Source organism: Microvirga terrestris (assembly GCF_015694425.1).
Lineage (GTDB): Bacteria > Pseudomonadota > Alphaproteobacteria > Rhizobiales > Beijerinckiaceae > Microvirga > Microvirga terrestris.
Map to the genome: position 1 here is coordinate 163,603 of NZ_JADQDN010000002.1, position 22,518 is coordinate 186,120.

Sequence of the window (22,518 nt, forward strand, 5' to 3'; positions counted from 1 at the left end):
AGATACCCTACTTCCCGTTCACAGGTTCAAAAGCAAAGCTCTTATGGATCGCGCAATCCCATTGTCCAGTGCCAGGAACAACGCTATCGATATTCTCAAGGGGATTGGAATAATTTTCGTAGTTATGGGCCATATGGACCCAGCGCCCATTGGATACTCCATTGTCGCATATATATATTCGTTTCACATGCCCTTGTTCTTTTGGGCAACAGGGTATTTGTCTTACGGCAGGGATGACAGAAGTTTTGTTTCTTACTTCTCCCGGAAATTCAAAAGTATTTATGTTCCTTACATAGTGTTCTTTATTATATCGACTGCCTTTGGACATCTCTTCGTACGACATGTGATTGGGCAGTACGTAATTCCATTTGAAGCAATAGCAACTGCTAAAGCACTTTTGTACTCCAGTGACTGGTTGAATCAAGTCCCGACTTTCAATTTCGCACTGTGGTTTTTGCCGCTGATGTTCGTCAGCATCTTGATGTATTTCTTCATTCCTAAAGCAAATATTTATCTTTTCTCTGCAATCATCTTAGCTATGTCGCTAGCTGTAATACCATTCCAGTCGAAGTTACCAGTGCGTCCGGTTCTGCATATCAATGTTCTTCCTATGGCGCTCGTATTCATGGGCCTCGGCCATATCTACAGACACCTAGAGACCCGGGTACGGATACCGAACCCATTCTATACAACACTCGTAGTCGGATCTCTGTGTGTAGGGATTTGGTACTCATATAGCTACGGTGGCCATATTGCTGGCATAGGAAGCTATCTGTACATTCCGGCAGCCCTTGTGAGCATAATTTTCTACTATCGTCTGGCAATTGATCTTGTAAGTAGCAAGGCATTATCGTTCCTAGGAAAGAATAGTCTCATCATATTTGGTATCCATGGTCTTGTAGCTTATACCTACCAATTCTCTCCTGTGCCAAAGTACTTTTCGGCCGCTCAAGGCCTGTTCGCATTCAACTTAAACCTACTGTACAACCTTCTAGTTTCGGTTGCGCTCTGCATTGTCCTAGTCTGGCTAAAGCGCAGGCTAACAGATGTGAGGCGGACGCTCGCGAATGGCTTCGGGAATGCATTTAGGCTTAGGGAGCCAGTGGTTCATCCGAGTGCAGTACCGACTGATGAGAGGCGCAGCCAGCTGTCGTGATGCCAATTGTCCTATTTGGGGAGGGCAACAACATGGCAGCTGTTTTGCTGCGAGTGTCTTGTTCTCACACCAAGAGAACAGGTGGGCTCCTGTCCCGACTGACTTAACGAACAGGCTTCCGGAACCCTCAAATTCTATTCCACGACGCAAGCTCGGTAATTATTCTTGGGAAACCCGGACAATGCCTTGATGCCTAGAAAATAATGCCCAGCCGGTCCTTGTCTGTATTATCGATCACGGCGCTGGCTGTCTGCGCCTTAGCGTCTTCAATTTGTTCATTGTCCGATTACCTGGGCCTGGCCTATACTAGCGTGCAAACTAGAGGGCTCTTGGAAATTAAGCTGTTGCACGGGCTAATCTTTTTGTCATCAGGCCGCACATCGCGAGATAGAACCACGTCTCGGTGATAATCGAAAGGCGCTCCCAATCCTTGGCCAGGCGACGGTTGCAGATGAGCCACGCGAAGGTCCGCTCTACAATCCAGCGCTGGGGCAGAACACCAAACCCAGCTGGCATTTCTGGCCCGGGCTGATCAGCCGGTACCCGCACCCAGCGCCGGGGGGGCGCTTCACGATCAGCAGCGTCCATTCAAATTCGGCCGAGAGTCAGGGAGGCTAGCCCATATCAGCAAACAGACCGCAGGATGTACAGGACCGCATTCAGCACCCGCCGCAGCTCATGTTCGCGAGCGCCCGCGAGGGCCGCGGGGGCAAGGAGAGGCGCGCCAACACCGCCCGCTCCGCATCGCTCAGGTCGCGGTGCCGTAGCGAAGCTTTGTCATACTCTCTTCAAATGGGCACAACCTGAATTCTCAGACACCCTCTAGCACTACTTTGGCAGGTATGGGGAACCTGGCGAGTACGGTCGACGTCTCCTTCTGAAGGAGGGTCTGCAGGAGGCTGTCATGAGCACCTCAGTTGCGAGGGAGCACGAACTTCAGTCTTGGCTCGAACCCTTCCTCAAACCCCTTCGTCATCCGGCCCGCCGGCGCATGTGCCCGCTCTATGTCGCCGGGCTGATCGGCCCCGGCGCACGCAAGAGCCTACAGCCCATCGCGGCTCGGGTAGCGCCTGCCGACTATGACCAGCTGCATCACTTCGTGGCCGTGGGGCCCTGGGATGAGGCGCCGCTGGAAGCCAAACTCCTGGCCCATGCCAACCGGCTTGTTGGCGGGCCTGACGCCAACCTGGTGATCGACGACACGGCCCTGCCCAAGAAGGGCACCCATTCCGTCGGTGTTGGTCCGCAGTATGTCGGAGCGTTGGGCAAGAAGGCGAACTGCCAGAGCCTGGTCTCACTGACGCTTGCTAAGGGCGAGGTGCCGATCCCGATTGTCTTGCGGCTGTTCCTGCCGGAGACCTGGATCAGAGATCTTGGGCGCCTGCAGCGCGCGGGTGTGCCCGAGGCGTTCTGGATGGAGCGCTCCAAGCCGGAGATCGCGTTGACTGAGCTCCAGCAGATCATGCAAGCGGGCGTGAGCTTCGGGGCGGTGGTGGCCGATGCCGGCTACGGCATCAGCGCGCCTTTCCGCCAGGCGCTCACGGCTCTTAGGTTGCGCTGGGCCGTGAGCACAGTGCGCATTCAGAAGGTCTACCCGGCCGATGTGCGGGTGGTGGCCTCCACCACCACCCGTGGACGGCCCCGCAAGACGCTAGTTCCGGATGCGGAAGCGATCTCGGCCGAGGTCATGCTGGCCAAGGCGTCATGGCGCCGGGTCACGTGGCGGCGCGGCACCAAGAAGGGGCCGTTGCGGGCGAAGTTCGCCGCCGTGCGTGGCGGGTGAACGACGGACCAGCGGTTCAGTTGCGCGGGCATGCCGCCCAGCATCTGCCCGGCGCTGAGGTATGGTTGGTGGGCGAGCACCGCTCGTCGGGGGAGCGCAAGTACTACCTGTCCAACTTGCCGCCTGACACGACGCTGAAGCATTTGGCGTCTCTCATCAAGGCTCGATGGGTGTGCGAGCGGGCGCACCAGCAGCTCAAGGAAGAGCTTGGGCTCGATCACTTTGAGGGGCGCTCGTGGCGCGGACTGCACCGGCATGCATTGCTGACGCTGATTGCCTATCTGTTACTGCAGCATCTGCGTTTGCGGGCCGCCAAAGGGGGAAAAAGAAAAGCCAGCGGACCGCCACCACAACCCAGCTTGCCGGCAATCCGGTGCATGCTGCTCGATCGTCTGGCGCACTCCATGCACGTGCGATGTCCGATGTGTCGGGCTCGCTTCACTCTTGGTTCAATGATGAGAGTGCCAAAGTAGTGCTAGCACTACAATTGCACCTTGCGTTTGCGATGGGAGACTTGCGCCATCGCTTGATGCGCGCGCCGCCACGCAGACCAGGCGATTACGAAGGCAGGCTCGATCCGACGTTGCTGGAGGCGCGTGGCCACGCCACGGATTTCCTGGACAGACCATCGTACCAGCGCTGAAGCCTGGCTTCGTCGGTTCTTTTTTGGGGTGAGCTCAGGCTGTTGGCGCGCTCGCGCACCACTGTCATCATGGCAAAGGCCAGCGTCACCACCGAGACATGCCGATGCCAGCCATGCCACGAGCGCGTCTCGTTGTGCGTCAGCCCCGACTCCGTCTTGGCGGTCTCGAACGCGTCCTCGATCGCCCAGCGCTGGCCCTCCACCCGCACCAGGATCTCGATCGGCGTGCCAGCCGGACACCAAGTCGAGAAGAACGCCAGATCCCCTTCAACGATGGTGCGTCGGATCAGCAGACCGCGCGTCCACCAGCCGGTGAGGTCCTCGTTGTATTCCTCCGTCTCGAGATCCGCCAACGCGACATAGGCCCATTCATACAGGCGCGCCCTTGGTGCCGTCGCCCGCCGACAGGCGCTGCCAGACCTCAGACGGAAGAACCTGCGCGATCGGCTCGGCCGTACCGGCCACTTCAGGTTTGTCGATCCAGGACGAGAACTGATCAGTTGCATGCGCGCCCAACACATAGCCCTTGCCGGCCCGGCGCAGCTGCATCTCGATTCGGCCCACGCCATAGATGGTGTCGGTGGCCACCCAGGCGAATGGCGCACCGGCTGCAAGAGCGCGCTCGATCATCTGCGCGGCGATCTCGGGTTTGGTGACGAAGCCGATTCTGTCGGGAACCTGAGCGGCGGTCCGACGCTCGGGCGTGTTGATCCAGTCCTTGGGCAGATACAGCTGGCGATCGATGAAGGCGCAGCCCTTGTTTGAGACGTACCCCGCAAACACACCAATCTGGCAGCTGGTGATCTTACCCGACGATCCGGTGTACTGGCGCCCCATCCCCCACGAGCCCACACCGTGCTTGAGAAAGCCAGTTTCATCAATGACGAGTACGGCCTCGGGCGTGGCGAGCGTCTCGAGCGCGTACTCGCGCACCATGTCCCGCAAGGCGTCCGCCTCCCAGTGGCTGCGGCCGAGCACCGCCTGCTTGCGCCAGGGCCCTCGATCGCCAGCGGCTTCGGCGCGCATCCAGCCGGTCTTGCGCCGCTCGGGGCCGAGCAGTCCGTCAAGAAAGGCAGCGGCCGAATTCGCGACACTCGGATGAGCAAACAGGGATTTGAGGTGAGCTTTCACCTGACGCAACTCCACACACCAGAGTTCGAGCATTTGCTCGACGGCTACACCCGTCATGGCAGCCTCCCGGGTCAGATCAGGAGATTATGAGCCCATGAGCAGCGGGTGCAACTGTAGTGCTAGCGCGTCCGCAACGTTCTTTCTCCACTTGACGCGATAACAAGCGTTTACCTCAGACGCTCGTTGGCTTGCATGTCATTGCTCTGGTCTGTCCTATGCTGCTACAGGCCGCAAGCTATGTCGCAGTCCCCAGCACCTTTTAAAAATTTCCACATAAGCAGAATGTTAAATGAGCATACTAAGTGGAAGCTATGGCGAATCCGTCCAGAGAGTTTAAAACGTACTTCTCACTTGTTAAAGCTTGGCTCCGTGCTGCTATACGGCTGAAGATCGCTTCACATACAAGGTTTTGTAAATGAAAGTCCCGTTCAATCGTCCCAGTCTTGCAGGCAAGGAACTTGACTATATCCAAGAGGCGGTTTCCCTTGGGCAACTTGCTGGCGATGGGAATTTTACAATAAGGTGTCAAAATAAACTAAGCGCATACATTGGGGCAAATGCAGTTCTTCTTACCCACTCCTGCACGGCAGCGCTCGAAATGGCCGCAATACTAATAGGAGTTGAACCTGGGGACGAGGTCATCATGCCTTCATACACCTTTGTCTCAACAGCCAACGCCGTGGCGCTCCGCAGGGGAATCCCAGTCTTCGTCGACATTCGTCCGGATACACTCAACATTGACGAGGATCTTATCGAGTCCGCAATAACCTCACGCACAAAAGCAATTTTTCCAGTACATTATGCAGGCGTGCCTGCTGAAATGGACCGCATCGTCCAAATCGCGAATAGACACAGCCTGTATGTAGTGGAGGACGCAGCTCAGGCCTTGGGCTCGACTTACAATGGCCGCAAAGCTGGCTCACTTGGGCATCTCGCCGCGTTCAGCTTCCATGAGACAAAAAATATTATTTCCGGAGAAGGAGGTGCGCTCGCGATCAATGACGGATCTCTTCTTGAGCGAGCCGAAATCATCAGAGAGAAAGGTACTAACCGCAAACGCTTTTTTCGCGGCCAAGTCGACAAATACACGTGGGTTGATGTTGGATCTTCTTTCTTGCCGGGAGAGTTGATAGCTGCGTTCCTATGCGCCCAACTGGACGAACTAGATACCATAGGTTCCAACAGAATGGCATCGTGGACAAAATATGACGATGCTTTGCAGGGATTTGCAAGCAGAGGAGTTAGAACTCCTATTGTGCCTCCGGGACGCACACATAACGCTCACCTTTATTATATTATTCTGCCTACCCCCGAAATGAGACAGAAACTCATTGCCTTATTAAGACAGGATGGAATCAATGCACCATTCCATTATGTTCCGCTACACAACTCACCGGCAGGAACTAAACTCGCAAGAACGAGTGGCGACCTTTTTCACACGCAAGACTTGAGTGAGAGGTTAGTTCGATTGCCACTTTACCCTCACATCGATTCGCAGCTGGACTATGTGATAGAACGCGTCATAAGGCATCTGGACGCTCTTCTTTAGTGTGTGCTGATCATGGGGAGTGCAATCATCAATGATAACTGCAGATCGAAAGGTCATTGTTTGTGCGGCTGGACTCAAAGGCGCCAATTTCGTTCGCGGTCTTGTGAACCATGAGATCCGATTAGATAGGATTTATGCTTATAAGCAACCGGATGATCATTCTGATAGCTTTTTCTCAATCAAGCAACTCGCCGAGACGATGCAAATTGAATTTCGGGAAAGTAGGAAGCCTGAGTTTTCTTCAAGTGATCTGATATTCATTATTGGCTGGCAGTATATGTTTGCTACGATCACTCCTTTCTCCGTAGTATTTCACGATTCATTGCTGCCAAAATATAGAGGATTTGCACCAACCGTTACTGCTCTCCTTAAAGGGGATACTCAAATAGGCGTAACGGCGCTCACGCCAACACCGGGTGTTGATGAAGGACCTATTATTGGTCAATTGGCAGTTCAGATAGCGTACCCTATCAAAATCAAAACCGCCCTTGATCTGCAATCAGATCTCATGATTAGCTTGGCAACCCAGATCCACAGACAATGGTCGGAGGGATTTTTCACGACCTGTGAACAAGAACACGCGCGGGCCACGTATAGTCTATGGCGAAACGATGCAGATTACTTAATCGACTGGTCAAAGACGGCAAGTGAGATTGTACGGGCAATTGATGCGCTTGGATATCCGTACTCTGGTGCACGAACTACAGCTAATGGGGAAACCCTTATTATTGAAAGTGCATCTGAGGTTGATGATTTGAACTTTGAGATCAGACAGCCAGGTAAGATATGGACCCTCGATGGGGGACGGCCGCTTGTTGTCTGCGGATCGGGCCTTTTAAGGCTTGAAGATTGTCGTACACTAAATGGAGCTCGTTACGATTTCCGTCGCACGCGTATCAAGCTAGGCGAGTCCCAACTCAAGTAAGAAGTAGCGCCCACCCTTTGAGAAGCCTACGCACTCGACGGATTGTCGCATTTGATCTGCCGCTTTCTCAATGATCAACCTAACTTAGATATGTTCTTCTACAAGGATTTTGGGGATCAGCGTATCGAAGTCTGGTGGGATCGGCGCTAGATTGAGTGCGGTGAGACGCTCTATGCTCCCGACAAGCAGCGGCATATCGCCAGGTCGAAGCAGATCGGCATCGATCTTCACCTGTACTGCGCGACCACTCGCTGCAATTAACGCGTTGAGAAGCGTTCCAATTCGATAGGCGCGCCCGCTGCAAATATTGACAATAGGCCACGACCATTGCGGCATATGTGCCAATGCTAGAAGGATGCGCGCGGCCTCAGACACATCAATAAAGTCGCGGCGCGCTTCAAGATCCCCGACGTTGATGATGCCACCGCTCGATGCTGCGTTGGCAATCTGTCTTACAAAGGATGGCAAGGCGAGTTTGGACGGCATACCCAATCCAACCGGATTGAACAGGCGTGCACTCATGATAGGAAGTCCGCGTTCCGCTGCAGCAACCCCTAAAAGCGTTTGAGTGTATTTGGATATGCCGTAGTCGCTGCGAGGGTGGCAGGGATGGTCCTCCCGAACTGGCATGGCGTCAGGGCCGACATATCCATACTCCGCGGCCGACCCAATAAGGATAGCCCGGGGCGGCCGTGCCATTCCTGCCATTGCGGCAATCAGGCCCGCTGCCGGAAGAGTGTTGGCCTCCAAAAACTGTCCGGGATTGTTTGCATGGGTTGCGCCGGCACAGTGAATCACCGCATCGGCCTGACTCCTATCCAAGGCCTGCTCGAACTCAGCCCTGCCCCAGGGACCTTTCCCCAAAGGGATCTTGGCGCCTGAAGCCTCTCCCTGGTCGCGGGTCGCACAGATAATCTGCACGCCAGCTACTGCGGGTGAGGCCAAGATATGCCGTCCCAGGAAACCGCCTGAGCCTGTGAGCAGGATACGCATCAGACAGTTTTGCGAGGCGAGAAGGCTTCGGGGTCGCGCTCAACAATCTGCTGAGCTAGCGCGAAATCTTCGGGCCGGCCGATATCGAGCCAGGTGCAGTCCTGCTGGTGGCAGCGGACCAGCATGTCGGCCTGCGTCATCGACTGCATCAGGACGGGCATGTCGAGGTATTCGCCCGGCACCAGCCAACGCTGCACAGCCTGACGGTTCAGCACGTAGAGACCCATACTGACAAGATGCTGGTAAGTAGGCTTCTCGCGATACCCCACCATGCGCATACTATCGTCGACCTCAAGCAAACCGAACTCGGATCGGAGCTCCCGGCGATAAGTACCAATGGTCGCCGCAGCGCCGCTCTCTAGATGGTCTGAAACCATCCGACCGATATCCAAGCTCGTGAGAAGATCCCCGTTCGTGAGGATGAAGTTGTCTTCAAGTTTGTCTAAGACTAGGCCCATAGGACCTGCTGTACCTAAGGGCTTATCTTCAACACTATAGGTAATCGAAAGGCCAAAGCGCGACCCGTCCCCGAAGAAAGCTTCAATGAGATGTCGCAAATGGTTGACCGCGATAATGATGTTGGTCACGTTCGCGGCTCGGAGTTGACGGAGCAGGATTTCAAGTATGGGCTTATCGCCCAAAGGCATAAGGGGTTTGGGAAACAAGGCAGAATATGGGTGCAGGCGTGACCCCTTGCCCCCGGCCATGATGATTGCCTGCATGATCGCCTCTTTGACTCAAACCGTATAGGTTGTTGCGTTGTAAAGCCCGCGGTTGCTTGAAATAAAATCGATTCCCTGACGAAGCCCCTGGTCAAGGGAGGTCGTTGGGCGCCATCCCAGTAACTCGGCGGCCTTGCGGTTGTTGGATACCAGCTTCATGACCTCGCTCTTGCTAGGGCGCTCTCGCGACGAGTCATGAACGATGGGCTTGTCCATTCCCATGAGGCGCAAAATGTGATGCGCGAAGTCCCCGATGCTGTATGTCTCGCCCGTTCCGAGATTAATGGTCTCCCCTTCAATTCCCGGTGTTGTAGCGGCAAGAATGAACCCCTCAACCGTGTCGGTTACAAAAGTCATATCGCGCTGCGGCGTAAGAGCCCCGAGATGAATCTCGTCCCGCACCAGAGCTTGGGAGATGATAGTTGGGATGAAGGCACGTGCAGACTGGCGTGGTCCGTACGTATTGAAGGGGCGCAGCACCACAACCGGTGTATCGAATGACAAATAGTAGGAGTCTGCAATTTTGTCCGCACCAATCTTGCTGGCTGAGTATGGAGATTGTCCCTGGAGAGGATGATCCTCATCGATCGGCGTGCGAATGGCTGTCCCATAAACCTCGGACGTGCTGGTATGAACGACGCGGCCTGTCCCTAGCCGACGGGCGGCCTCCAATACGTTGAGCGTACCCTCAACATTGGTTCGCACATAAGATCTTGGCGCGACATAGGAGTAAGGAATAGCGATGAGAGCAGCCAAATGAAGGACGATATCCTGCCCGTCGACTGCCCTGAAAACGAAGTCGCTATCCTCAATATTGCCGAAGACGACCTTGAGCTTAGTCCGGAGATCCTCTGGTATGAACTTCAGATTTCCGATCGACGATGCCGAATTGTAATGAACCATGGCGGTCACATTCGCGCCACGCTGCAGCAGCGTCTCCACGAGATGGCTACCAATGAAGCCTGCCGCACCTGTTACCAGAATGTTTTTGCCCTTAATCACTGGGGCCTCCGTTGTCATTTTGCGGGCAGCAATATATCGTCAAAGGTCTGATGTCGAGGACAGAAGCTTGGCTTGCACGGGCCTCGCGGGAGTCTGCCGATCTACTCCCCTGCGGAATTCTCCGGAAAATACTCTCCCGAGCCAGCCTTGGACGCTCCGTCGCCGTCCTCAAACGACTTTCCTGCGGCGTCACCGACCAAAACACCTCGAAGGGCTTCGTCATATGCAGTAAGCATATTGCGAGCATCAAATTTCTGCTCGGCCGCAAGCCGTGCCTGCTGCTTCATCTTTTGAAGCTGGCTGGGGTTGCGGACCAACGCCGCGATCTGCGCCGCGAAAGCAGGATAATCACCAGGGGCGCAGAGACGACCGCTCACCGCGTCCTGAACGAGGTCAGGAAGCGCGCCGACCCGCGATGCAAGTACTGGAATCCCAAGAGCTAACGCCTCGAGCACTACCACAGGGCGCCCGTCCAAAAGCGACGGCAAACATAGCAAATCGTAGGAAGCAATATAGGGCGTGACATCCGGAACGGCTCCCATGAGATGGAATCGCTTGGGCGCAAAATTCGCCTCCGTGACAGCCGCCTCGACCTTTTTCGTCAGGGGCCCGGCTCCTGTCATGACGAAAGCGACCGGCACATCCTCAGGCACAAGCTTGGCGATTTCAATAAAGCCGAGAGGATCCTTCTCCTCGGACCACCGACCAGAGAACCCGATGAGGACGGTATCTTCAGAGATGCCCAATTCGTTGAGAATCTCCTGACTTTTCGGTCTCGGCGAGTAGCGCTCCAGGTCAAGACCACTTTCGATCTTGCGGATCCGGTCCTGCGCCTCCCCCTGCTCGACAAGCCAACCGTAAACCTCCTGGTTCTCGACGAGGTTGAGATCTATGAGATTCGCATGCTTCCTATTGTTGGCTGTATGACCGACCGTGTTGAAGAGTAGATCGACTACTTTCAACTTGGGATATAGCTCTTTCAGCCACTGGAGCCTGTCATAGAACGCAGCGCTTCCGACGATCCAGAGGAGGTCGATGCGCTTCGTTTGTATAAGAAAGTTGATGAAGTCGTTCCAGCGCTCCTGACCTAGGAAACGAGGGAGATGGTAGATCTCGCTCGTCGCGCCGCGAAACCAATCCGTAGTGTCACCATGCTCTGGCCCAACCTGCACTGTCGTGACAATGATGACCCGCCATCCGACGGAACTTAAGTGCCCTGTGATCGCACTCAAGAGGCGCTCAGCACCTCCGATGATGAGGAAAGGTAAGGCCAGAAGCATCGTTGGCCGGTCGTCTGCGATATCTCGCCCAAATCGGGTTAGGTTGCGCAGCGGCTCTGGGTGGCGCCAATTTTGCACTGCAAGTTCATATGAATGCCCAATAACTTCCGGCCCCAAGACGTCTGCATTAAGCTCGCGAACGATCGTACGCTGATGCTCGATGGGTAGAACATCCTGCCCATTGCTCAGACTATTGCCGTGGATACGGTACTTAAAGAGACGTTCGCCAACAATATTCCAGAACCGTGCCCCCAAGGCGGCCGCACGCACCCAGAATAACCAATCCTCATGCACATGCCCAGTGTTCAGGTCGGAATCCCTAAATCCTCCTACCCGATCCCAGAGATCACGTTTGAAGACGGCGCATGTAGGAATGTAGTTGGCTTGAAGCATGTCTTTGAGAACCGGACGCTCAAGGCTGCCATAGCCGCCTGTTCGGTTACCAAAGAACTCAACCGCGGTCGAGACCACATCGTAGCCGAAGTGCTCTATGAGAAACACGGCTTTTTCAATGTAGGTCGGATCGATGCGATCGTCGGCGTCTAGGCAACATATATATTTGCCGCGAGCTTGACTAATGCCGAAGTTACGGTTCGCGCCTGCTCGATGCGCCTCCGACTGCAGCAGGATGCGGGTTCTTGGGAAGACCATCTCAGCCAGTTGCTGCCGCGACTCAAGCGAACTCGACCCACCCTCGACAACGATAATCTCGAGATCTTGAAATGTCTGGGCGAGCACCGACTCCACCGACTCGGCAACGAAATGACCATAGTTGAAGCAAGGGATGACGACGCTGACCAAGGGTCGATCTGCTGGCCAAGGGTCCATGGAAGCGGTGCTGATGCTGTTCTGAATGCCAGTTCGGCTAAGCAACTCAATCGGTAAGGCAAATGGATCGCTCATCGCCGCAATTGCCCGCTTCGATTTTGCAGCGTTAGGCTTCTGCGAACCATTTTCCAAATGCTTCGAGCCCGAAGGCTTCAGAGGTTCCTCTCGTCGACGCTCAATTTTTGACAATCGATATATCGAACGTAGCTTTAAGGTATGCCACGCGAACCAAAGCGCCCGAAGGCTTATCTGAACTGCTCGCGGGTTGTCACGTACAAGATGACGAAGTGGAGCCGTCACCTTCCAACTGATGCTGTTAGTCACCGCTTTTAGCTTTTTCTGAACCTTTTCGAGTCTCTGCTGAAATGCATCTCGCTGTTTAGCAACGTCTTCAGCATGCCTTTGCAGATGTTGGTGAACGACCTTAACCCGTTCAAGATAATTGAGGATATTCTGATAGCGCTCCTCAAGGTCAGTAGGAACAGCGCCTGTCCCGCGAACGCGATGCTCGGCAGCGACCATCGCGTTCACCATCTGAGTGACATTTAGTCGTCTGTCATGTTCTGCTATCGCTAACTCGGCCTTCAGCTTAACAATTTCGTTCCTATATCTGGTAATCTCGGCGTTGAGATTCATGTGCAAGTCGGTCGAATGCAATTGGACGTGCGAAAGCTTCTCGCGCAACGACAAGTTTTCGCCATGAGCACGCTGAAGCTCTACGGAGATTGCCTCCAAGCTAGCTGTATACTGGGAGGCGTGCCTGAGAGATTTCTTTTCAGCAACGTCGAAGGACTCAGCCTGTGAAATCTCAGGCACAGCTCCGTCTTGCCGAGATGGATTACAACTGTGGTTCAAGTCCTATCGCTCCCAAGCCAATCCGGCCAATTCTTTACGTCTAGCAATCCGACCGACCTAATGGCAATCCTACGGATAGTATCAATTGCTCGCAACCTATCCAGAGAAATATGGGTTTTTAATCTTACAAACAGCAGATATGTGAGGCCGACGCGATATTATCTTAGAGATTTTGCTAGTTTAGAACACACAACTCACTCACCAAGACTCGACCGTTAGCCGCATGTCATTCGCCATTACCAAAGCCGTTCCATCTATATTGCGCCCTCATTCGTATAATAATATTGATTTTGTTTCAGGTTTATCAACAAAATAAACAGTATATTTTAGTTTAGACTCAATATGACTATACAGCCGAGAGCATTCTCGGAACCTGCTGTTTGTTTATACTGCAACGCTCCTTGGCGCAAACGGAGAATGGAACTACACCTATAACGATTAGCTGTTAGGGAGCATGGCAAGTGAATGCCTGATACGAGCATTGGCACCTGACTCAAACACGGATGGGAACGCGAGAAAGGCGTGGCCGATTGGCTGTCAGGCGCTGTTCGCAAGGAGGGTCGCCCGCCGTAGGGGCGCCCGATCAATCCGATCCACTCTGCCACTACTGAGATGCGCGCTCCGTGTCAGAGATATCTCGCGACAGCCTTTTGGCTGATGAGTTCTGAAGCAATACAGCATACTTGCTTGTCCCACTAGTTGTATAACCGAACGGCGCCACATCACGGACAACCCGCCCCATAAAATTTCCGTCGGCCTCTTGCCATGTCATAACCGCAATCGCCGTGAAACTCTCCCCGGATTTAAGGCGATCGATCAAGTCCGGTAGTCGTCCAGAAATGACTGTGTTACGGAAAGACGGGCCAACGGCCGGATACTTGGCTGGCGCGAGATTTTGCTCCTCACCAATCCCTGCATATATAGGCATTAGCTTGTCGCTTGCTGATACCAAGAAAATCCGCTCTCCGGACCTTAACTTAGATACATAAGCTACAATAGGCTTCCAAGATGGAATCCAGTAACGGTCCCGGTTGATTTCAGTAAATTGGTTTCCAGCCAGAATTATTATCGGAACCAATGCCAATAAGGTCGCTGGCCGGAACCGTGGTTGCATATTCGCTATTACGAAAGCGATACCAGCAACCACTACTGCATATACACTATATTTAAGGACAGTTTCGCTGGGAGTATATCGAAATGAGATCTGAATTGACGACTGGACGAAGACGACGGCACACCACGCGAGCATGGAAACTGCCAAAAGAGTGGTAATCCTGCCAATAGACCGCGCAGTAATGACAATGGCAATCAGCGATAGAATGAAGGCCCCTGTGGCATATCGAACGCTCACAAGGCTTGGCCCTAGCCAATCACTGAAAGTCGATGCGGCATATATCAGCACTGAGAGAACACATGAGGCGCCTATCAGCGCGTCATTGAAGATCTCCTTACGCTTTACGCCCAGCATGACAAGGTAGAGCGAACATCCTATCCCGAGCAGGAAGGATGCTGGCAACGCCAATCCATAAATTGGACTCTTAAAGAACTCGGTCCAGAGCGCCAAATCGTTGGCTCGCGACAGGAGTGAGGTTTTAGGCAGAGCTTCCACACCCGGCAACTGAAAGGCACCGATGTGAAGTGGATACGGATAAAGAGGATTACCGTAGAACATGATGTTCTTGATATAATAGTGCCCCGCGACTAACAGCGCAGTCCCGCCGGTGAGTATTGCAAATCGAGTACGATTCGCCGCCTCAGGCACCCCGGCGGAGAGGAACCCAAGACTGATCCAAGCAGTCATTATTCCGAATCCCAAGACTGGACCTGAGTACTTTACAGCCAAGAAGGATAAGCCGCCGATTGCAAGTACGGCGGACCAAAGTCGATGCTCGGGAAGCCGGAACGATATTAAACTGACAACGAGCAGAATAAGGCCCGCGTTATAGATCATATCGTTCTTTAGAGTTCCGATCCCACTGACACCGAACCAGAACGCTGGCAACGTAATGCTGGCAGCTAAGACACCCCAAGATAGCCAGCGGCTATTGGTCAAATACAGGGCTAGTACGTAAACCGATGCCGCCAGTAATGCCATGGCTTGAGCCGCAGGCCACCAAAGAAGCGCGTCAGTACCGCCTAAAGCGATGATCGGGATATAGGCCACCTCCCAAAATGAACTATAGTGATATGCCATGAAATACGGAGATGAGCTATTCTTTGCCCATTCCAATACATAGGAGAAATTGACCAGCGAGTCCGTTTCGGAAAATGGGCCGACGCGAGATAGCCCGACTCCTACAGCAAACGCCACGAAGGCCAACAGAACTACCGACGAAGTAAGGTGGCCTGACGTCCACGTGAATTGCGCATTTAGGTGACTGCAGCCCAGTTTCGCATAGAGAAAGACGCCAAGCATAAGGGCTATGGCCGCTATGATTATGTAACCGATGAAGCTATTCAGCCCCAAGAATGTCATAATCATAGGAATGGCCGAGGAAGCGAGCAGCTTCAATGTGAGCCAAGTACAAAGCAGAAGTGCAGTTGAGATCGCCGGCGCCGGAAGCACCCGCAGCCCAATCGGAAGTACGGCTACGAAAATCGAAATCTCGTAGAGGATATACCAGAGCGAAGTAGAAGTCATGGGCAATAAACCACGAAGAAGGTCAACTTACAGGATACTGGCCCCGGCAGTCAGCACAATCAGAACCATAACACCAATGATGTGACTCGTGCGATCCTTCAACGCGAACACGACCGGGTCATCATTCATCTGCTCCCGCATCGTCAGGAGGAGAATGCGAGTGTTCCAGAATAGGAGGAGCGGACATAAGACCCATAAGGCAGCAGGCGTTCTGTATAGGCTAAGAACCGCATCGCTGGTGATGTACAATGCGAGGACGATGGTTGCGCTGAAACCACTTGCTGCCGCGATGCCTATCAGAGCTTGGATATCACTGGTTTCATAGGCTCGACCATGAGATCCGGTTCCACGTTTCCCCTGGATTTTCACCAACTCAGTCAGTCGCTTTATCACCGCCAGTGCAAGGAAGAGGAACATGCAAAAAGCAACCAGCCATGGTGAAATGACGATTGAAGTTGCGACGGCCCCGCCGAAGACGCGAATGCAGTAGAGGAACGCAAGCACGAAGACATCAACAAGCAGCAACCGCTTGAGGTAAAGTGAGTAACTGATCGTTGCTGTATAGTAGATTGCTATCACGCTGAGGAACTGAGGCGAGAGAGCGAGCGCAATCCCGGCAGAAGCAAGCGCTAAAAGCGGTGTCAGTAGTGCCGCATGCGTGAGTGACACTCTGCCGCTTGCAATTGGACGGTGGCGTTTCGAATGATGCTTTCGATCATGCTGCAGGTCAACCAGGTCATTGAGCAGATAAGCACTTGAAGCTGCCAACGAGAACGCGACGAAGCCCATGCAGGCCGCAACTAGCGCACCAAAATCAAACCGATGAGCGGTCAGTAGCGGAAGAAAAACGAGTACATTCTTAAACCATTGATGCGGCCGGTGAGCCCTGATCAAGCTGGCACGGCGATCACGGGGACATATTTCGCTAAGGATTACGGCGTCCGGAGCAAACTTCCGCAAAGATTTGACGACTGAAGGCGGCGCATCAACGACGATTTTGTGTCGTGCGTGCTGCCAAACGGGAATGTCACTTGCGGAATTCCCTATGTAGTCGAACTGCTGCGACCCGAAAGTTTCGCATACAAACCGCGCCTTCTCGGTACCAGCAAGATTGGTATCCCCGCTCGATCCTTGGGAATCGACGAAAAGCCCAACCTCCTGAGCAACAGCTTTGGCTAGGCGCTCGTCCGCAGCCGTCACTAGGTGGATTTCCCGTCCCTTCTCGTGCTCCTGTCGTATAAAGGTGAGAACCTCATCATTGAAAGGAAGAGCCCCAAAATCAATGAGATCATACAGGGCAAGACTTGCCTTGAAGGCAGCCCGACCATTTCTCAAGGCTCGCAGGCTCGCTAGAGCATCAGCGGGGCGTACCGCGAGTAGTGCTAAGAATGTCTCAATCAGGAGATCGGATCGTATGAGAGTCCCATCAAGATCAACGACAAGAGGGACTTCGCGATTGGCAGCGGGCGCTCGCCTCCCGTCAGTAGCATCCGGCACTTCTACATGGCTATTCAAGTTCATGATCGGTCTTTGCTAATTGCATTGGGCCCACACCGCCGAAGATCACCGAGATGCAAGCGATGGACTGGCTACGATCAAATACAACCCACTTATCGAGAGCGCAAAACCAAGAATCTGCATCCAGATGAGGCGTTCATTCAAAATCAGAAATGATATAAGTGCTATGACGAGCGAGGCTCCAGCCGTAATCAGGATGTACGCAATTCCCAACGGCATATATCGAAGTGTCATGAAGTATGCGACGAATGCACATCCATAGGATGTAATTGCGCCAACAAGCAGGAGAAGCGTTCGTGGACTATCGAGTGCGAGTAGTGATGCGAGCGAACTGCCTGATGCGAACTTGAGCAAGGTACTTGCAAGTGCATTCAAAACTATCGCCAAAAGTGCCCACAAACAACCGAAATAGGCTCCAGTATTCATCGATCAAAGCTCATCAGTTCGTGTGCGTACCATAAAGCGTCATATGTCTGATGAAGGCTAAGCTTTAGCCCCGCCTCGCCCGCCCACTCACGAACAGTCTCAGATGGGCAATAGGTGATCCACTGGCGCGCCATGACCAAGTCATGGAGGCGATTCATACTAGCCCTCCAAACCGGTTGGCTGCGCATGTCCTTGTAGATCAAACGCCCGCCCCGTTTGACACGCTGCGCAGCTTCCAAAAATAGAGTCCTGCGGATTGAGACTGGAACATGATGCATCATATCGATCATCATAACGGCATCAAATTGACTGTCGGGCCAATCATCCGTTCCGTTGACAACCTCGAACTGAGTCCGCCCACGCAGTTGATCCGAAAGATTTGCCGCAGCGCGACGAGCAGATTCGATAGCGTCGCTTGACGTATCCACACCCATGGATCCTCGGATGTGATTGGTCCTGACAAGATGCAGGCTAAGGAGACCGCTCCCGCATCCAATGTCAAATATCTGAGCGCCTGCAGGCACTTGCCGAACCAGAAGGTCCATCGGGCATATATAAGGGCGACCTCTTTGCATGAAGCGGACGAGCGGTGACGCTTCCGCATAAAGGAGGCGAGCCGTTTCCTGAAATGAGGCCAGTGCGGATGACATGTCAGAGATCTTTTCGTTTGCTACTTAGTTTCTATCATCGAGCAACAGGCGCATGACGATATATCGTATATCAAAATATTATTGACACTACGACTCCAAAATTGCTCGAGTTAAAGCTTATTGTCTGAGTGTAAACATACAGGCTATTCTTCCACATTAGGGCGCAGCCGACGCCCTCTTCGAAATCCCCATAAGGCTGCTGAACCTAATCGACAACAACAGTTTGCGACACGGCAACTCTATACCGTGATGAGCTGCAGCTGACAGTAAGATAAGAAGAGGAAAGAAGACCCACTCGTAATGCCAATCCAGGAGACTTGTGACGAAAATCTTCTGCAAAATCTGGTGCAACATATAAATTGCAAAGCTTATTTCCCCCAACCACACAAACGGTCGCAAGCTAAGGAGAAAACCAATCCAACCACGACCAGTAGCCAAGACGATAATCACGACTGCGAAGACCCATGAGGAACCTGCAACAGAAAACCACTGACCAACAATGGTTGTTGGAGGCAAAGTAGCCATTCCATACGTAGAGAAGCCCGTCTTAAGCCAAAAGACTGCAAGCACGATCGCAGCCACTTCAATTATCGTAGCTATTGCTCGGCTTACACTTATGACCGACAGACGCTTCCAACAAACCCAACTTGCAAGTCCAAGGCAGAACTCAAAGCCTCGGAAGAGGGGATTTGTGTAGATGAGCATGTATGTAGATGGAGTTTCAACAGTAGCACTACCCAATGGCAGTTCCACGACATTAGCTAGTAAAGCAAGAGAAGCCAGTGGCAACAAAGATACAACTAGCTTCCAGTGCCAAGACGACACTATGTTCTTTAACAGAAATGGAAAGCATAAGTAGAAAAACAACTCCGTCGAAATCGACCAAGAAACAGCGTTCCATGAAAAGCTATATGCAGGAAATGGAAACAATGAATGAGTCAATAATAGATTGAAGCCTAGAACAATCCATTTATCAAACATACCCGGACCGTCGAAGGTTACAGACCCTGGCGGCACTGTCAGCACAAGAAATATTATTGCTGCAACATGTATTGGCCAAAGACGAGCAAATCGTGTCCATATAAAGCGACCGTATGAAATATCAGGTCGAGAACTATAGACGTGAGAGAGAATAAACCCGCTAAGCACAAAGAAAAAACTAACCCCATGCACAGCCGTACCCGGGACGTATACTAACCAGCCCCATTTGAAATAGTTAAGGCAATGCAGAAGTACTATCATGATAGCCGCAACGAATCTTAAGCTTGTAAGCGGCTTAAGATCCTCTACTTGAACAGCTTTACCCGGCATGATGCCCCCTTCCGCCTCTTGCTGGACGCTCGCTACCATGGAACGAGCAGTCAAGCCAAGGGATAGCTAATGCCACTCTGTATCGCGATGCCGTTTCTCTCTGCAATACCTGAGCAGTAATCAGGTTGAGGCTATTAGCGTCTGATTCAGACCAACCGCAATGAGGAGACCTATTATTGTCATTAAGGCCAAGGATTCGACCTACTCCAGCGTCACTGGCTTCTGGGAGAAACTCTTACACAGACGATGCTGTACATTGGTCAAGGACGTTGAGATCACTACCGCAAGCGCGGCAAATTAGATCTTCATCGCTCAAGCAAGATCAGACGCCCATGGTTGGAATGTTGGCAGAACGTTTCTACAACCCCAGCTAGAGAAAGACCCGAAGATTTAGCTTGTGTGCATTTCAGCCCTCTCCAGCCCCCATACGAGCAAGCTATCTGCCCGCTCTTGGGTTCCTGCCTCAACGTACACGCGCAGTTCCGGCGCGTTGCCCGAGGGGCGGAAGTGCACGACCTCGCCGTTCTTCGCGGTGATCCGCAAGCCATCCCGGGAACTGAATCCGGCCACGCCCCCCAGGGGCGTCATCAATTCAAACAGGAAGGCCTCATCCTGCTCCAATCGGGAGACGAAGGCTGCGCTCTTCTCTGTTGCGACGTTCTGCCGCCGGTTACTGGCGGCAGCCTTGAAGGCGAAGGCGGCTCCGATCTCAGCGAGGGACTTGTCCTGGATGACAATCTCGCGGAGAGCGCAGAGGATGGGCAGCATGGCGTCCCGGGTCGGCAGGGCTGCGAGTTGGCGGCCGTCTTGCACGATATGGGAACCGAGCAGGACACCGCCATTGGCCTCGAATCCCACAACGGCTCGGGCGCCGGACTGAGAAGCCTCGCCCATGCCCTCGATGACGTAAGGTGAGCCAACCCGGGTGCGAAGCACCATCCCGAAGGCGCCGGACGCCTCCAGAGCCGAATTGGAGGTCACAGGCGTGACGATCGTGTCCGCGCCTAGAGACTTGGCCGTGATCGCCCCAACAAGGTCACCGCGCAGAAAGGCGCCGTCTGCATCGGAAATGAGGGGGCGGTCGGCATCACCATCGGTCGAGACGATGGCATCAAGCGTGTGCTCGCCGGCCCATTGCCGCGCCAGAATCTCATCCTCCTGACGCAAAGCCTCCGTGTCGACGGGGATGAAACTCGCGGCCCGCCCTAATGGCACCGCCCGAGCGCCCAGGGTTTCGAGCATTTCGACGATGACGTCCCGCGCCACTGAGGAATGCTGGTAGACGCCGACAGTAAGTCCTTTTAGCGCCCCTGCCCCAAAGAAATCTCGATAGCGCGTCTTGTAGGCGCCGATCAGATCGGTATCGGGCGTCTGGTCCCGAAACGCGCGGGCGCTCGCTGGCACATAGGCGATACCAAGCTTGGCATGCCAAGCGAGAATGCTCGCCTCATCATTCTTATCGATCTCGCCCTGAGCCCTGTAGAATTTCAGCCCGTTGCGGTCTTCCGGGATGTGACTTCCGGTGACCATGATCGCGGGAATGCCGAACCTCATGCCGTGATAGGCGAGTGCCGGTGTGGGAAGAGCGCCGCAATCGAGCGGGATCAGACCGGATTCCCGCAGAGCCGCGCAGCAGAGCTGGGCGATGTTCGGGCTGCTCTCGCGCAGATCCCGACCGACCAGCACGATGTTGTTGGACGCCGCCGCCGACCCGTCTTCCTTGAGCATTTCAGCAAAAGCCCGGGTGTAGGCAAACGCTGGGACGCCGTTCAGCTCGACGACAGGCCCCCGCAGCCCGCTTGTGCCGAATTTCAGGGACGACGGAACGAATGCTGGATTCATGTCCATGAGGGCTTGCCTGTCTGCAATCTGGCTGCTCGAAACCGCTCGATCAAAGTGCGGTATTTTCCGATGTTCGATCAGGTGATTAATTTCGATCGCAGCCGCGCAAGTCAACGCACCCACATGGCTCGGACGGGTCACTCGGACGGGGGAGACGATTATCCGAACTACCGCAAAGGCATTGCAGCCTTAAGCCTTCCGGCTAGCCACAGAGCCCGATCCTAAACCCTCTCCCATGCGGAAGAGGTTTCGGATCGCCGCAAGGCATCGAGGATGCGCATGTTCAGGATGGCATCCTCCAGGCCATAGGCCAGGGGTTCAGCGCCTCGAATCGCCCGACTGAACGCCTCTCCCTGAAGCCCATACTGATCCACCTCCGGGAACTCAATGGCCCGCGCCGAGCGATTGCCATGCGCGCTGCCGTCGTCCCCGAGGATGCGGGTCGGCCTGTCAGGAGGAGCATTGAAGGGGATCTCGATCTCGACTCGTCCCCTCGTCCCAAGCAGCTGAACCCGCTGGAACGGCACGGACTGAGTCGAGATGGTGAACGTCAGCTGCCGGCCCGTGCCGAAGTCCAGAAGAGCACTCGTGGTGCGATCAACGCCGTAGGTCGGATCACGGTCGACCAGAGCAATTGCGCGAACAGGCTCAGCCTCAAAGAAATACCGTCCAGCCACCACCGCATAGCAGCCGATGTCCAGGAGCCCTCCCCCGCCGATGTCGGGTCGGTTGCGGATGTTGTCTGGTTCGACGTTGAAATAGGAGAAGATGACTTGGATGGAGCGTAGTTCTCCAATGTCACCGGCTCGAATGATCTCGCGGGCGCGCTGCCATTGCGGGTGGTGGCGAACCATGAAGGCTTCAGCGATCAGCACCCGTGATGAAGCTTGCTTCAATGCCTCAGCCTCGTTGGCCGTGATGGCGATCGGCTTCTCGCAGAGCACATGCTTGCCGGCGGCAGCGGCGGCCAGCGTCATCGGGACGTGCAGATGATTGGGCAACGGATTGTAGATTGCCTCGATGTCGGAATCCGTAAGCAGCGCCTCGTAGGAACCATAGGCTCTTTCAATCCCGAGCTCCGCAGCCATCGCACTGGCGGCTTCCTCGTTTCTTGAGGCGACGGCGACCACCTGACAGAGCGGGCTCTTCATCATGCCGGGGACAACCTTCGTCCAGCCGATCTTGGCCGTGCTCAAAATACCCCAACGAACCGGCTGCATGGCTTTCTCCTCAGGCTCTCTGGTTGTGAAATGAGATCCGTAT

General features: G+C 54.0%; 14 protein-coding genes and 3 pseudogenes. 4 read left to right on the forward strand and 13 right to left on the reverse strand.

The annotated features are described in order from the left end of the window. The first annotated feature begins 43 nt into the window (after positions 1 to 43). Positions 44 to 1,156 (forward strand): acyltransferase family protein, encoded by a 1,113-nt coding sequence (locus I2H36_RS04845; protein ID WP_196262747.1) that lies wholly within the window; start codon positions 44 to 46, stop codon positions 1,154 to 1,156. Positions 1,157 to 1,492: 336 nt separating this feature from the next. Here I2H36_RS04845 and I2H36_RS04850 read toward each other — a convergent pair. Further along, positions 1,493 to 1,663 (reverse strand): annotated as a pseudogene (locus tag I2H36_RS04850) (transposase); the annotation flags it as partial. A gap of 397 nt (positions 1,664 to 2,060) precedes the next feature. Here I2H36_RS04850 and I2H36_RS04855 point away from each other — a divergent pair. Beyond that, positions 2,061 to 3,357, forward strand: a pseudogene (locus I2H36_RS04855) (IS701 family transposase); the annotation flags it as partial. Between the two features lie 248 nt (positions 3,358 to 3,605). Here the strand turns inward: I2H36_RS04855 and I2H36_RS04860 are convergent. Beyond that, positions 3,606 to 4,770 (reverse strand): annotated as a pseudogene (locus I2H36_RS04860) (IS701 family transposase); the annotation flags it as partial. A 358-nt stretch (positions 4,771 to 5,128) separates the two neighbouring features. On the opposite strand from I2H36_RS04860, the gene rffA reads away from it, so the two are divergent. After that, positions 5,129 to 6,262, forward strand: a complete 1,134-nt coding sequence (gene rffA / locus I2H36_RS04865) for a dTDP-4-amino-4,6-dideoxygalactose transaminase (protein ID WP_196262749.1) — start codon at positions 5,129 to 5,131, stop codon at positions 6,260 to 6,262. A 31-nt stretch (positions 6,263 to 6,293) separates the two neighbouring features. Next, entirely contained in the window at positions 6,294 to 7,187 is an 894-nt protein-coding gene (locus I2H36_RS04870) for a methionyl-tRNA formyltransferase (protein ID WP_196262750.1), read from the forward strand. A gap of 84 nt (positions 7,188 to 7,271) precedes the next feature. Here the strand turns inward: I2H36_RS04870 and I2H36_RS04875 are convergent, their stop codons facing one another. From I2H36_RS04875 to I2H36_RS04925, 11 genes are all read right to left on the reverse strand, one after another. Beyond that, on the reverse strand, positions 7,272 to 8,180 hold the full coding sequence (locus I2H36_RS04875; RefSeq protein ID WP_196262751.1) for an NAD-dependent epimerase/dehydratase family protein: 909 nt from the start codon (positions 8,178 to 8,180) through the stop codon (positions 7,272 to 7,274). Beyond that, complete coding sequence (locus tag I2H36_RS04880) at positions 8,180 to 8,902, reverse strand: sugar phosphate nucleotidyltransferase (protein WP_196262752.1); 723 nt, start codon at positions 8,900 to 8,902, stop codon at positions 8,180 to 8,182. Before I2H36_RS04880 ends, I2H36_RS04875 begins: the two co-directional genes overlap by 1 nt. Positions 8,903 to 8,917: 15 nt before the next feature. Beyond that, positions 8,918 to 9,901 (reverse strand): SDR family NAD(P)-dependent oxidoreductase, encoded by a 984-nt coding sequence (locus I2H36_RS04885; protein ID WP_425523280.1) that lies wholly within the window; start codon positions 9,899 to 9,901, stop codon positions 8,918 to 8,920. A gap of 104 nt (positions 9,902 to 10,005) precedes the next feature. Then, entirely contained in the window at positions 10,006 to 12,828 is a 2,823-nt protein-coding gene (locus tag I2H36_RS04890; RefSeq protein WP_196262754.1) for a glycosyltransferase, read from the reverse strand. A gap of 643 nt (positions 12,829 to 13,471) precedes the next feature. After that, positions 13,472 to 15,508 carry a hypothetical protein gene (locus tag I2H36_RS04895; protein WP_196262755.1) on the reverse strand — a complete coding sequence of 679 codons (2,037 nt, stop codon included), beginning with the start codon at positions 15,506 to 15,508 and terminating at the stop codon, positions 13,472 to 13,474. 27 nt (positions 15,509 to 15,535) lie between these two features. After that, on the reverse strand, positions 15,536 to 17,029 hold the full coding sequence (locus I2H36_RS04900) for a UbiA family prenyltransferase (RefSeq protein WP_196262756.1): 1,494 nt from the start codon (positions 17,027 to 17,029) through the stop codon (positions 15,536 to 15,538). A gap of 42 nt (positions 17,030 to 17,071) precedes the next feature. Beyond that, positions 17,072 to 17,452, reverse strand: a complete 381-nt coding sequence (locus tag I2H36_RS20470) for a DMT family transporter (RefSeq protein ID WP_196262757.1) — start codon at positions 17,450 to 17,452, stop codon at positions 17,072 to 17,074. Beyond that, positions 17,449 to 18,102: an SAM-dependent methyltransferase gene (locus tag I2H36_RS04910; protein ID WP_196262758.1), complete on the reverse strand. Its 654-nt coding sequence runs from the start codon at positions 18,100 to 18,102 to the stop codon at positions 17,449 to 17,451. Before I2H36_RS04910 ends, I2H36_RS20470 begins: the two co-directional genes overlap by 4 nt. A 156-nt stretch (positions 18,103 to 18,258) precedes the next feature. Then, the gene (locus I2H36_RS04915) at positions 18,259 to 19,413 is read right to left on the reverse strand and encodes an acyltransferase family protein (RefSeq protein WP_196262759.1); all 1,155 of its coding nucleotides are present in this window, start codon (positions 19,411 to 19,413) and stop codon (positions 18,259 to 18,261) included. Between the two features lie 390 nt (positions 19,414 to 19,803). Continuing rightward, positions 19,804 to 21,255, reverse strand: coding sequence for a phosphomannomutase (locus I2H36_RS04920; RefSeq protein ID WP_196262760.1), 1,452 nt, complete (start codon positions 21,253 to 21,255; stop codon positions 19,804 to 19,806). A gap of 221 nt (positions 21,256 to 21,476) precedes the next feature. Next, complete coding sequence (locus I2H36_RS04925) at positions 21,477 to 22,475, reverse strand: Gfo/Idh/MocA family protein (protein ID WP_196262761.1); 999 nt, start codon at positions 22,473 to 22,475, stop codon at positions 21,477 to 21,479. Between the last annotated feature and the right edge of the window lie 43 nt (positions 22,476 to 22,518).